This window comes from Pseudomonas sp. RIT357 (assembly GCF_000632245.1).
GTDB classification, from domain to species: Bacteria; Pseudomonadota; Gammaproteobacteria; order Pseudomonadales; family Pseudomonadaceae; genus Aquipseudomonas; species Aquipseudomonas sivasensis.
The window spans coordinates 274,281-287,185 of sequence record NZ_JFYX01000002.1; the positions used below are offsets into that span (position 1 = coordinate 274,281).

The 12,905-nt window shown below is 60.2% G+C and carries 9 protein-coding genes; all 9 read right to left on the reverse strand.

Going from position 1 to position 12,905, the window contains the following annotated elements:
• Positions 1-45 precede the first annotated feature (45 nt).
• The 9 genes from BW43_RS23030 to BW43_RS22990 all read right to left on the reverse strand — a co-directional run bounded on the left by BW43_RS23030 (position 46) and on the right by BW43_RS22990 (position 12,733).
• A complete protein-coding gene (locus BW43_RS23030) occupies positions 46-2,979 on the reverse strand; it encodes a DUF748 domain-containing protein (protein WP_032884724.1) in 2,934 nt (977 codons plus the stop codon).
• Between the two features lie 87 nt (positions 2,980-3,066).
• Positions 3,067-4,083: a class I SAM-dependent rRNA methyltransferase gene (locus BW43_RS23025; RefSeq protein WP_032884726.1), complete on the reverse strand. Its 1,017-nt coding sequence runs from the start codon at positions 4,081-4,083 to the stop codon at positions 3,067-3,069.
• 55 nt (positions 4,084-4,138) lie between these two features.
• Positions 4,139-5,008 carry an oxygenase MpaB family protein gene (locus BW43_RS23020; RefSeq protein ID WP_032884728.1) on the reverse strand — a complete coding sequence of 290 codons (870 nt, stop codon included), beginning with the start codon at positions 5,006-5,008 and terminating at the stop codon, positions 4,139-4,141.
• Positions 5,009-5,024: 16 nt separating this feature from the next.
• The gene (gene acs, locus BW43_RS23015; protein WP_032884730.1) at positions 5,025-6,962 is read right to left on the reverse strand and encodes an acetate--CoA ligase; all 1,938 of its coding nucleotides are present in this window, start codon (positions 6,960-6,962) and stop codon (positions 5,025-5,027) included.
• Positions 6,963-7,067: 105 nt separating this feature from the next.
• Positions 7,068-8,732, reverse strand: coding sequence for a glucose-6-phosphate isomerase (pgi, locus tag BW43_RS23010; protein WP_032884731.1), 1,665 nt, complete (start codon positions 8,730-8,732; stop codon positions 7,068-7,070).
• Positions 8,733-8,956: 224 nt separating this feature from the next.
• Positions 8,957-9,808: a pantoate--beta-alanine ligase gene (gene panC / locus BW43_RS23005; protein WP_032884733.1), complete on the reverse strand. Its 852-nt coding sequence runs from the start codon at positions 9,806-9,808 to the stop codon at positions 8,957-8,959.
• Positions 9,805-10,605 (reverse strand): 3-methyl-2-oxobutanoate hydroxymethyltransferase, encoded by an 801-nt coding sequence (panB, locus tag BW43_RS23000; protein WP_032884735.1) that lies wholly within the window; start codon positions 10,603-10,605, stop codon positions 9,805-9,807. Before panB ends, panC begins: the two co-directional genes overlap by 4 nt.
• A gap of 245 nt (positions 10,606-10,850) precedes the next feature.
• Entirely contained in the window at positions 10,851-11,330 is a 480-nt protein-coding gene (folK, locus tag BW43_RS22995; RefSeq protein ID WP_032884736.1) for a 2-amino-4-hydroxy-6-hydroxymethyldihydropteridine diphosphokinase, read from the reverse strand.
• A gap of 2 nt (positions 11,331-11,332) precedes the next feature.
• Positions 11,333-12,733: a polynucleotide adenylyltransferase PcnB gene (locus BW43_RS22990; RefSeq protein ID WP_032884738.1), complete on the reverse strand. Its 1,401-nt coding sequence runs from the start codon at positions 12,731-12,733 to the stop codon at positions 11,333-11,335.
• Positions 12,734-12,905 lie beyond the last annotated feature (172 nt).

Consider the following 12,905-nt stretch of genomic DNA (forward strand, 5'->3'; position numbering starts at 1 on the left):
CCCCGGCACTTGTGTCGGGGCCTGTTCTATTTCTGGTGCCGTTGGTTATTCAGCATCCAGATGCATAGGCGTTACAACGCGACCATCTTTCTCCGCCTGTCCCAGGTGGGCGTCAATGAAGTACACGCGGTCGTCTTCCAACTGGCCCTTATCCACCAAGTAGTCCTTGATGGTGCTTGCGCGGTCCTGACCGAGTTGGCGCAGTAGCACGTCGCTGTTGCTCCAGAACTTGATCACGCCGTCACGCAGCTTGGCCGTGCGGTCATCGCGGCTCAGGTCTTTCCACTCCGCCGGTGGCTGTTGTTTCACGCGGATGCGGTAGATGCCTTCGAGCAATGGCGCTTTTTCGCTTTCCGGGACTTCCAGCAAGGACGCCTGGGCCGGAACCTTGTCGCCACGGCGCTGCAGGATTTTGTAATAGTTGTACTGGTATTCACGTTCCAGACGTTGCGCTGCGAGGAAGGGGCCATCGCTGCTGGCAGCGGCCGTGCCTTCAATTTCCAGGCGTAGGGCAGGGCGTTCCTTCAGCGCTTTGGCCAGGGTGTTTAGCGCGCTTTCGGCGTCTTTGTTCAACTCACTTGAGCCGGCAGCGAAGGACACGTTGCTCAGATCTTCCGCTCCGCCGCCGGTGACCAGCCCGCCGATGAACTTGAACGGTGCGGTCGCTGCACGCACCACCAGGTTACGCAGGGTCTGCCAAACAATCGGCATCACGCTGAATTGCGGGTTATTCAGGTCACCGGTCACCGGCAGTTCGATGGAGATCTTGCCGTCAGTGTCTTTAAGCAGGGCGATTGCCAAGCGAATCGGCAAGTCCACGGCATCGGCGCTGTCGACCTTCTCACCCAGTTGCAGTTGCTCGACTACCACTTTGTTCTCGGCCTTCAGATGGCCCTTGGTGATCACATAGTGCAGGTCGAGGTTGAGGCGTCCCTTGCGGATACGGAAACCCGCGAACTTGCCTGAGTAGGGCGTCAGGGTCGTCAGCTCGACACGCTTGAAGCTGGTGGCGATATCCAGCGCCGCCATCGGATCGAACGGGTTCACGCTGCCTTTGATCGTCACTGGCGCGTAACGGTCCACCTTGCCCTTGATGTCGACGCTGGCTGGTTTGGCCTGACGGCTGTCAATCGTGCCGATCTGGCCGTTGAGCTGTTGGATGGCAGTGGCGAAGTTGGGTGTCAGGCTGAAGTCGGCAAAGTTGGCCGAGCCATCGTTGATCGCAATCTGCCCGATACGAATGCCCAGGGGTTTATCTTTGCTCGCCGCAGGCTTGGGGGCCGACTTGGCGCCACTGTCGGCCGGCTGCGGGATCAGCAGGTCATCGACGTTGGTGGTGCGGTCATCGTTGATCATGAACCGCGCATATGGCTGCAGCAGGTTGACCTTGTCGATCGACAGGCTGTCGCCGTGCTGGTAGTTCAGGCCCTCGACGACCAGACGCTGCCATTTCAGGAAGTCACGTGTCTTGAGGGTGTCCAGGGTATGCAACTGGTCGACCTGCGCTCGGCCGGTAATCTGCAGCGCCAGGGGCTCGGTGCTCTTCAGGTTCACGTCGAGGTCACTGCCGAGCATGCCGCTACGCAGCTCCAAACGGATAAATGGGCTGATATAGGACTGGGCAACCCGTAGGTCAATATCTTTGGTGGTGACCTTCAGCTTGGCGCTGACTGGGTTGAGGTTGACCACGCCCGTTGCCTGAATCTTGCCTTGCTTGCCCAGGCCGCTGTCGACCTTGAGGTTAAAGGGGCTCTGGTTGAGGCTGTCGAAATTCTGTACATCCACATTCAACGGGCCCAGCTCCAGCGCTACCGCAGGTTTGGCCTGACGGTCGGCCAGATGTACTTGATAGTTGCGCAGTTGCACGTCTTTGAGCAGCACTTGCCAAGGCTTGCTTGGCGCCGTCGGGGCAGGCTTTGGAGAGTCGGCTGTAGCTGGCGCAGTGGCAGGCTCCGGCGCCTTGGCTGGTTTGCTCGGTTGGCTGGCGAACAGTTTCTGCCAGTCCAATTGCCCATCGGCCTCACGAGCAGCCCAGGTTTCCAGCTTATTACTGCGGATCTTGCCGACCAACACTTGCTGCTTGGCGAGGTCCACTGTGGTCTCGCTGACGTCCAGGCGTTCCAGGCGCACCAGCGGGCGGCCATCCGGTGCCTTTAGAGCGAACGGCGCGATGCTGGCGGCGGTGTTGGTCAAGTTCAGTTCGGTTTCTTTGGCCAGGCTGAATTTGTAGTCGGTGCTGAAATTGAGCACACCGTCTTCGAGTACCAGGGGGAGCGCGTCACGCACATATGGCCACCAGGCTTTCATCTTGCCGTCAGTGACCTTTAGCGTACCTTCGGACGTGATCGGCACCAGGCTGAAGTTGCCTTTCCAATCAATTTGACCACCTTCAGGGCCTGCCGCGACCAGAGTCATATCGGCGTTGTCTTCAGGCAAGGTGCTGAGGTTTTTCAGCTCGAAGTCGAGTTTGTTGTAGAGAAATTCGATAGGTTCGCTGGGGCGCAGATCTTGAAAGTGCACATAGCCGCCTGCCAGCTTGATGCTGTCGATACGCAGTGGGAACGGCTTGGCATCGGGGGCGGCAGGGGAGGGGTCGCTCGCAGGGAGCTTGAACAACTGCGCCAGGTTCAATTGGCCAGACTTGTCGAACAGCAGCTCCGTCTTAGGCTGATCCATTTGCACATCGGCCAAATGCAGTGCCCGGGTCCACAGGCTGTCAATCTGAAGATTGGCGTAAAGGCGCTCGAAACCCACCTGTTCCTTGCCGGGTTCGCCAATCTTCAAGCCCCATGCGGTGACTTCCAGGCTGAAGGGATTGAGTTCAATGCGCTCAAGCCGCGCCGGCACCGTGGCGTAATGGGCCAATTGTTGGTTGGCAACGCGAAGGGCGATGCCCGGCAGAATCAAAAAGCCCAGCAAACTGTACAGGGCAAGGGCGGTCAACAAGGCGCCAGTGGCGCGAATCAATCCTTTGGGCATGGGGCGGCGCCATCTATATCGAACAGGAGTGCCTTGGAGTATGGCACGGGTTTTCGGTTCCGAAGAGCCGGGGCGTTGGGACGCTTCCTACAGCTGGAGTATCAGCGTTTTCAAGGGGGGCTGCTGATCCTGTGAGGGAAAATCCGCACCCGGCGTCATGATTTGCCAGTCGCGCACTGGGCGACCGGCTTTCTCCGCGCATCGCAGGACCTGCTCGCGCCAATCCTCCATGCTGACCTTTGCCAGGTTGTTGCAGCAGATCAGCACACCGTTGTCGGCAGTCGCGAGAAGTGCGGGCTTGAGCAGGCTCTGGTAGTCGCGCAACAGGTCGACGGTGCCGAACGCGCTCTTGGCCCAGGCCGGAGGATCGAGCAGCACCAAGTCATATTGGCGCTGTTCAAGACGCGGGTAGCTCGGCAGTTTCTGCCCGCGCCGCTGGGTGATCGGCAGGCCGGCCAGTTGGCGAATCGCCGGAAAGTAGTCCGACTGCACGAACTCCATGCTCGGCAACTGTGGGTTGAGCTGGCCGTTTTCACGCCCGACCGCCAGGTTGCCTTCCGCGAAGTCCAAATTGCACACCTCACGCGCGCCGCCAGCGGCGGCGCTCAGGCCCACGCCGCAGGTGTAGGCAAACAGGTTCAGTACGCTTTTACCGGCGCTGTGATCTTTGACCCAGCCGCGGGTATTGCGCAGATCGAGGAACAGCAACGGATCCTGCCCGGCATGGCGCCCGCGAACACGGTAATTGAGGCCCCATTCGTGCCCGACCATGTCTTCCAGTGCTGCGGGTTCGGCTCGGTATACCGTGTCTTCGCGGTCGATCCGCGAGTTGCCGCGGGAGCGGTCGTTGTACACGAGCAGCAACTCCAGGCCCAGGTACTGGTTGATCAGTTGATGCAGGTCCAGCAGGTCTGTGGTTTCCAGCGACTGGTGGAAGCTTTGCACCAGCAACTGTGGGCCATAACGGTCAATGGTCAGGCCGCCGGCGCCCTCCTGGCTGCCGTGGAACAGGCGATAGCAATCGGTGCCCTGGGCATGCAGCTCGTTGATCAGGTCTTGGCGATGATCGAGGGCGGCGCGCAGCGCCTGATTCAAGGGAGACATGGAGCGCGCCTGGCTGTAAATGAGGGCGCGAAGTTTAACAGCTATGGTGCCTTGCCTACACCAACCCCATCCGCCTGTGTGCCCGTTGCACCGAGCCATTGCGCATCGCCCAGCGCAATAACGGCGCGCTACGCTTGACCCCTGCACGGATCATCTGGCGTTGCAGCGGGTTCTGATGCTGATCGAGCATGGTGCTGGCCCAGTCTGGCAGCAGATCGATCCCGGCCTGCATCATCAAGACGCCAAACGGCTTGGCTAAAGTACTGGGCGAGGGGGCGTTCAGCAGCAGGCGCAGTACTTCGCGGCTGCGTTCGTCACACAGCAATTGCGGACGGATACGCTCCAGATAATCGGAAATTTCCTGCCGCGAGCGCGGTACATGCCGCGCCCCCAAGCGCTCCGCCACCAGGGCGATTTCGCTGTAGTAACGATCTTGATCGCGGCTAGACAGAGTCGGGTTGCGATAGCGCAAGTGAGCGGCCATAAAGTTGCTCACCTCGGCTACATGCACCCAAGTCAGTAGCTCGGGATCGCTCGCCGAATAAGGCCGTCCATCCGGCGCATGCCCGACCACCTGCAGGTGGATGGTGCGCACTTTTTCGATCAGCCAGTCGGCGTCTTTGCGCGAACCAAAGGTAGTACCTGAAATGAACTGCGAGGTACGCCGCAGGCGCCCGAGCATGTCCTGGCGAAAGTTCGAATGGTCCCAAACGCCGGCCAGGGCCAGTGGGTGCAAGGCTTGCAGCATCAATGCGCTGATGCCGCCGATCAGCATGCTGCTGAAGTCACCATGGACTTGCCAACTGACCGAGTCTGGCCCGAACAGGCCGGGATCGCCCTTGGGGTTTTCCAGGTCCAGTTGCCCCAGTGACAAGCCGGTGAGGCTCATCAGCTGGGTTTCGATACGGCTGCGGATAAATTCCATGGCGGCTCAGGTTTTCCTAGCGGTTCAGGCGTTTGTCGATCAGGCCGTCCACGACGCTGGGGTCGGCCAGGGTCGAGGTATCACCAAGACTGTCGAGTTCGTTGCAGGCGATCTTGCGCAAGATCCGGCGCATGATCTTGCCTGAGCGGGTTTTCGGCAGGGCCGGTGCCCATTGGATCAGTTCCGGCTTGGCAAAGCTGCCGATTTCCTTGCTGACCAGCTCAAGCAGGTGTTTTTTCAGCGCATCGCTGGGTTCCACACCGTTCATGGGCGTGACGAAGGCGTAGATGCCCTGGCCCTTGACGTCGTGGGGGTAGCCCACCACAGCGGCCTCGGCCACTTGGTCATGCAACACCAGCGCACTTTCCACCTCGGCGGTACCGATACGGTGGCCGGACACGTTGATCACATCGTCGATACGCCCGGTGATCCAGTAGTCGCCGTCTTCATCGCGGCGCGCGCCATCTCCGGTGAAGTAGTAACCGGGGTAGGGTTTGAAATAGGTGTCAATCATGCGCTGCGGGTCGCCGTACACGCTGCGGATCTGTCCCGGCCAGCTTGATTTAATGGCGAGTACGCCGCTGCCGGCACCGGTGATGACCTTGCCTTGCTCATCCAGCAACACCGGTTGCACACCAAACATCGGTTGGGTCGCGCAGCCCGGCTTGATCCGCTGGGCGCTGACTAACGGGCTGAGCATGATGCCGCCGGTCTCGGTTTGCCACCAGGTATCCACAATCGGGCAGCGTTGTTCGCCCACGGCGTTGAAGTACCAGTCCCAGGCTTCCGGGTTGATCGGCTCGCCCACGCTGCCCAATAAACGCAGGCTGGCGCGGGAGGTGCTTTCCAGTGGTCCGTGGCCCTCACGCATCAACGCGCGCAAGGCTGTAGGCGCGGTGTAGAAAATATTCACCTGGTGTTTATCGATCACCTGCCAGAACCGCGAGCTGTCCGGGTAGCTCGGCACGCCCTCGAACATCAGCGAGGTCGCGCCATTGGCCAGCGGGCCATACACGATATAGCTATGGCCGGTGACCCAGCCCACATCGGCGGTGCACCAGAACACCTCGCCGTCACGGTAGTCGAGTACGTACTTGAAGGTCATCGCTGCCTGCAGCAGATAACCGCCGGTGGTGTGCAACACGCCCTTGGGTTTACCGGTGCTACCGGAGGTGTAGAGGATGAACAGCGGGTCTTCGGCGTCCATCGGCTCTGGCGGGCAATCGTCGATCGCAGCGTCAACGGCCTGCTGGTATTTGAGGTCGCGGCCTTCGCTCCAGTTCACGTCGGCACCGGTGCGTTGCACCACCAAGACGGTGCTGACATTCGGGCAACTGGCCAGGGTCTTGTCGACATTCTGTTTCAAAGCGACGGGCTTGCCGCCGCGCACGCCCTCATCGGCGGTGATCACGGTACGGCAATCGGCGTCGAGAATGCGGTCGCGCAGGGCGTCCGGCGAAAAACCACCAAACACGACCGAGTGCACCGCGCCAATCCGCGTGCAGGCCAGCATGGCGTAGGCCGCTTCCGGGATCATCGGCATGTAGATGCACACCCGGTCACCTTTCTTCACGCCACGGCTTTTCAGCACGTTGGCCAGGCGGCAGACGTTTTGATGGAGTTGGCGGTAAGTGATGTTGGAAGACTTTGTCGGATCATCGCCCTCCCAGATGAAGGCCGGCTGATCGGCGCGTTGCACCAGGTGACGATCAATGCAGTTGTAGCTGACGTTCAGTTGGCCACCGGCAAACCATTGGGCGGCGCCAGTGTTGATGTCCGAGTGTTGAACGGTGTGCCATGGGGTCATCCAGTCGAGAAAGCTCTTGGCCTGTTCAGCCCAGAAGGTGTCCGGCTGTTCGATGGATTGGCGATAGAGGCGGTGATAGTCCTCTTGACTGAGTTGCGCAGCCCGGCGGACGGCATCGGCGATGGGAAACGTGCTGATATCGAACATGAGCGATCCTTATTCTTGTTTTTGCGACAAGTCATAAAGATGCACCCTGTGTGGAGAGGGTTCAAGGCCAACGTCCAAAAGGACGTTGGCCTTGCTATACCTGCATCAGCCGCGGTGACGGCCGCGGAAGTAGTTGATCAGACCCTGGGTCGAAGCGTCCTCAGCCAAGGTTTCTTCGGCGCCGGTCAGACGGTTGTAGACGCCTTTGCCGAGCTCTTTACCCAGTTCAACGCCCCATTGGTCGAACGCGTTGATGCCCCAGATCACGCTTTGTACGAACACTTTGTGCTCATACATGGCAACCAGCGCGCCGAGGCGACGCGGGCTGATGCGCTCCACCACCAGGGTGTTGCTCGGACGGTTGCCCGGGATCACCTTGTGCGGGGCCAGCTTCTGCACTTCGTCTTCCGGGATACCCTTGTCGCGCAGCTCGGATTCAGCTTCGCTGCGGGTCTTGCCGAGCATCAGTGCCTGGCTTTGGGACAGGCAGTTGGCGTACAGCCACTGATGGTGGTCGGACACCGGGTTGAAGCTGACGATCGGCACGATGAAGTCGGCCGGGATCAGTTGGGTGCCTTGGTGCAGCAACTGGTGGTAAGCATGCTGACCGTTGCAACCGACGCCACCCCAGATCACTGGGCCGGTGTCGGTGGACACCGGTTTGCCGTCCTGGCGCACGCTCTTGCCGTTGGATTCCATGTCCAGCTGTTGCAAGTGCTTGGTGATGTTACGCAGATAGTGGTCGTACGGCAGGATCGCGTGGCTCTGCGCACCCCAGAAGTTGCCGTACCACACGCCCAGCAGGCCAAGCAGCACTGGCATGTTTTGTTCGAATGGCGCGTTCTGGAAATGCTGGTCCATGGTGTAGGCACCGGACAGCAGTTCCTTGAAGTTGGACATGCCGATGGCCAGTGCGATTGGCAAGCCGATGGCAGACCACAACGAGTAGCGGCCGCCGACCCAGTCCCACATCGGGAAGATGTTTTCTTCGCGAATACCGAAGGCCACGGCTGCCGCGTTGTTGCTCGACACGGCGATGAAGTGGCGATACAGCTCAGCTTCCGAGCCACCTTGGGCCAAGTACCAGGCACGTGCGGCCTGGGCGTTTTTCAGGGTTTCGAGGGTGTTGAAGGACTTCGACGAAACGATGAATAGCGTGGTTTCGGCGCGCAGCTTCATGGTCAGCTCGTGGAACTCGCTGCCATCGATGTTCGCCAGGTAATGGCAGCGCACGCCTTTGTGGGCGTAGGACAACAGCGCTTCGGAGACCAGCTCCGGGCCGAGGAACGAGCCACCGATGCCGATGTTCACCACGTCGGTGATCGGCTTTTCGGTGTAGCCGCGCCACAGGCCGTCGTGGATGCGGCCGACCAGGTCGGTGATCTGGTTCAGCACCTTGTGCACGTCCGGCATGATGTTCACGCCATTGACCGACAGCTTGTCACCCACTGGGCGGCGCAAGGCGGTGTGCAGGGCCGGGCGGCCTTCTGACGAGTTGACCGGTTCGCCAGCGTAGAGCGAGTTGATCGCGTCCTTGAGGCCGACTTCCTTGGCCAGACCCACCAGCAGGTCGCGGGTTTCGCTGGTGATCAGGTTTTTCGAGTAATCGAGGAAAAGTCCGCAGCTGCTCAAGGTGAATTGGGAAAAACGCTGAGGATCGGCATTGAACGCTTCACGCATGCTGAAATCCTGCATGGCTTGGCGATGTTGATTGAGCGCTTGCCAGGCGGGCAGAGCGGTAACGTCATGAGGGGTGCGGTAGTACGCCATCGCTGCGGGTTTCCTTTTATTACGGGGACTGCCTTTAGGACACTTCATAGCCCGGAACATCCAGTCTTATCTCAAGCATTGGGTTCCAGACAGCGCTAACTATAGCGCCGGGCGATTACATTAAACCTAGCGTGTCGATATGTCTTGGCTTTGTCTGCGCTGTGGCCGGTACTTTTTTATACCGGCACAGCGAGCAGGGCAACAGGCGGGGTGTTCAGCGAGGTTTAATTGAGGCTCAGATGCAGGTTGTCGATCAACCGAGTCGTGCCCAGGAAGGCTGCCACCAGGATCACGATGTCCTTGTCCTCAGGGGTTGCCGGGCGCAGATGCACGCCCTGGCGCACTTCGAGGTAATCCACGCGCAGCCCGGCAGCTTCGATCTGCTTGACCTGTTCGGCGCGCAGCGTGGCGAAGTCGTGGTCACCGTCCTTGATGGCTGCTGCAATCTGGCTGAGGCTGCGATACAGCACCGGCGCGATCCCGCGTTCCTCTTCGCTGAGAAAACCGTTGCGCGACGACAGCGCCAGGCCATCTTCGGCGCGTACGGTGGGCTCACCGATGATCTGAATCGGCATGTTCAGGTCATGGACCATGGCGCGAATCACGGCCAGTTGCTGGTAATCCTTTTGACCGAACACGGCCATGTCCGGCTGGACCATGTTGAACAGCTTGCTGACCACGGTCGCCACGCCTTCGAAATGCCCGGGACGGCTGGCGCCGCACAAGCCTTCGGACAGTTGCGGGACGCTGACGCGGGTCTGGCCGGTCATGCCGCCGGGGTACATTTCCTCGACGGTCGGTGCGAACAGCAGGTTGCAGCCGGCTTGCAGTAGCTTTTCCTGGTCGGCGGCGAGGGTGCGGGGATACTTGTCCAGGTCTTCACCCGCGCCAAATTGCAGCGGGTTGACGAAGATACTCGCGACGACAAAGTCCGCTTGCTGAACAGCCTTCGTCACCAGGGTTGCATGGCCGCTGTGCAGGTTGCCCATGGTGGGTACGAAGCCAATGCGTTTACCCGCCTTGCGGGCGTGGGCGACGGCGGCGCGTAGTTCGCGTACGGTTCTTACGGTGTTCATGCAGAGAATCCGTGTTCGGCGCCTGGGAAGGTCACGCCTTTGACTTCGGTAACGTACGCGCTCAATGCCGCGTGGATGCTGTCCTGGCCGGTCATGAAGTTCTTCACGAACTTCGGCACGCGACCCGTGATCGACAGGCCGAGCATGTCGTGCAGCACCAGCACCTGGCCATCAGTGGCCGAGCCCGCGCCAATGCCGATTACCGGCACTTTTACGGCTTGGGTGATTTCTGCGGCGAGTTCGCTGGGCACGCACTCAAGCAGGATCATTGCAACGCCGGCCTGTTCCAGGGCGATGGCATCGGCACGCATCTGGCGTGCCTGGGCTTCGTTGCGACCTTGTACCTTGTAGCCGCCGAGAAGGTTTACCGACTGTGGCGTCAGGCCCATATGTGCGCACACCGGCACGCCGCGTTCAGCCAGCAAGCGAATCGACTCGGCGAGCCACAGTGCGCCCTCCACTTTGACCATGTGTGCGCCGGCGCGCATCAGTTTGCCTGCGTTGAGGAAGGTCTGCTCAGTGGTGGCGTAATCCATGAACGGCAGGTCGGCGATGATGAAGGCGCCGTCGTTACCGCGCTTGACGCTGGCAGTGTGGTAAGCCAGGTCATCGGTGGTAACGGGCAGGGTGCTGTCATTCCCTTGAAGAACCATGCCCAGGGAGTCGCCTACCAGCAACACTTCAACCCCGGCTTGGCAGCTGGCGTGGGCGAAGGTGGCGTCATAGCAGGTCAGCATGGTGATTTTTTCACCTTTGAGCTTGAGGCTCTGCAAGGTGGTCAGGGTAATGTCTGGCATGAAAAGGGTCCTCGTTCAGGCGCTTGGAAACAGCGAGTTACGCGCGTGAGTCTTCGTTTATACAGGCGCACTGTCTTGAGAGCAGTGCTTATAAGGCCTGGATTGCGCCCTTTAGCGCCGGGTTGGCGGCAGCGGGACGCCTATAGTCGTGAGGAGGACACGGGAAGTCAATTGGATGTGTTACCGCATTGTTACGCGTGGGGTGTTACCGCTGTTACTGACGCGTTTCAGCTGTGTGAGCTGGCTTAAACAATGCGTTCCAGGCCGACGAATGGGCAGGCTTCGAGCAAATCGCGCAGTGCCCTGCCATCGGGTAGCTGCAGGGCCTCAGGTGCGAATTCGGACAAGGGGTAGAGCACAAATGCGCGCAGGTGCATCTGGTAGTGCGGCACCTTCAAACGCGGCTCGTCGATCAGGCGATCGCCAAACAGCAAGATGTCCAGGTCAAGCGTGCGCGGGCCCCACCGTTCAAGGCGTTCGCGGCCCTGGTCATTCTCGATGGCTTGCAGCGCATCCAGCAGGTCCAGGGGCGCCAGGCTGCTGTCCAGGGCGGCGACCGCATTGGTGTAGCGCGGTTGGCCCGGGAGCAGGGAGTCACTTTGATAGAAGGCAGAGACGCCGAAGACGGTGGTGTCTGGCAAACGCGCGAGCGCTTCGACAGCGCTGCGCAATTGTTGCTCCGGGGCAGCGAGGTTGCTGCCCATGCCTATGTAGATACGTTCCACGTTTATTCGCCAGCGGCGCCCGAGGCATCGGCGCTGCGTTTGCGCTTGCTGCCGCTGCGACGACGCTTTTTGGGCCCTTCGCTGGCTCCATCACCTTTGCTGCCGAGGTCGCGGATCATGTCGCGGCGCTGGCTGTCGTTGGCGTCCTGGTAGTCGGTCCACCATTCGCCCAGGCCGTCAGTCTGCTCGCCGGCACTCTCGCGCAGCAGCAGGAAGTCATAGCCCGCACGAAAACGCGGGTTGTCCAGCAGCAGGTCGGCGCGTTTGCCGCTGCGGCGGGGCAGGCGTTCCTGCATGTCCCAGATTTCGCGGATCGGCATGGTGAAGCGCTTCGGAATAGCGATGCGCTGGCACTGTTCGGTGATCAGTTCGTGCGCGGCTTCCTGCATTGCCGGAATCGGCGGCATGCCACGGTCCTGCAGGCGCAGTACGCGTTTTGGCAGGGCTGGCCACAACAGGGCGGCAAACAGGAACGCCGGGGTGACCGGTTTGTTCTGCTTGATGCGCAGGTCGGTGTTGATCAACGCTTCGCTGATCAGCGTGTGCGTATAGGTAGGGTTGTACTCCAGTGCTTCGGCGCTGGCCGGGAACAGTGGGTCGAACAGCTCCAAGTCCACGAGCATCTCGAAGGTGTCGGCGGCGTAGCCCGAGAGGAACAGCTTGAGCACTTCTTCGAACAGACGTGCCGAAGGGATTTCCCGCAGCATTGGTGCCAGTTCCCGAATCGGCGCGGCGGTGTGTTTCTCGATACCAAAGTTGAGCTTGGCGGCAAAACGCACGGCCCGCAGCATGCGCACCGGGTCTTCCTGATAGCGCTGTGTTGGGTCGCCGATGAGGCGAATCAGGTTGTTGCGGATGTCGTGTACGCCATTGGCGTAATCGAGGATGCGCTCGCTGACCGGGTCGTAATACAGGGCATTGATGGTGAAGTCGCGGCGTTGCGCGTCTTCTTCAAGAGTGCCATAGACGTTGTCGCGCAGAATGCGCCCGCTCTCGTTGCGGGAAGACTGATTGGTATCTTCCTCTTCATCGTTTTGCGGATGACCGGCGCGGAATGTCGCGACTTCAATGATTTCGCGACCAAAGTGGATGTGCACCAACTTGAAACGCCGACCGATGATGCGCGCATTGCGAAACTCGGCGCGGACCTGCTCGGGCGTGGCGCTGGTGGCGACGTCGAAGTCCTTGGGCGTGATATTGAGCAGCATGTCGCGTACGCACCCACCCACCAGATAAGCCTGGTAGCCGGCGTTCTGCAAACGTTCGACGATGTTCACCGCATAACGGCTGAACTGAGCGCGCTGCAATGAATGCTGATTGCTGTTAAGCACTTCAGGCGTGCTGCGAATGTGTTGCGTACGACGCAAGGGAGAACGGAATGACTGGAACAACTTCTTCAGCATGGGATGCACTGTTTGAAGGAATGTTCGGCCATAACGAAGAATGACCGCATGATGGGTCGGGATTCTAGCATTTAGTCAGGGGATGGTGTAGGAACAAGCTACAGGCATTGCGCCGCAAGCCTTTGAGCACCAAATTCCAGAAACTACAAGGGGAGCCGAAGCTCCCCCAGAA

Coding starts and splice junctions, on each gene's coding strand:
- BW43_RS23030 (WP_032884724.1), bottom strand. CDS start 2,979: ATGCCCAAAGGATTGATTCGCGCCACTGGCGCCTTGTTGACCGCCCTT.
- BW43_RS23025 (WP_032884726.1), bottom strand. CDS start 4,083: ATGTCTCCCTTGAATCAGGCGCTGCGCGCCGCCCTCGATCATCGCCAA.
- BW43_RS23020 (WP_032884728.1), bottom strand. CDS start 5,008: ATGGAATTTATCCGCAGCCGTATCGAAACCCAGCTGATGAGCCTCACC.
- acs (WP_032884730.1), bottom strand. CDS start 6,962: ATGTTCGATATCAGCACGTTTCCCATCGCCGATGCCGTCCGCCGGGCT.
- pgi (WP_032884731.1), bottom strand. CDS start 8,732: ATGGCGTACTACCGCACCCCTCATGACGTTACCGCTCTGCCCGCCTGG.
- panC (WP_032884733.1), bottom strand. CDS start 9,808: ATGAACACCGTAAGAACCGTACGCGAACTACGCGCCGCCGTCGCCCAC.
- panB (WP_032884735.1), bottom strand. CDS start 10,605: ATGCCAGACATTACCCTGACCACCTTGCAGAGCCTCAAGCTCAAAGGT.
- BW43_RS22990 (WP_032884738.1), bottom strand. CDS start 12,733: ATGCTGAAGAAGTTGTTCCAGTCATTCCGTTCTCCCTTGCGTCGTACG.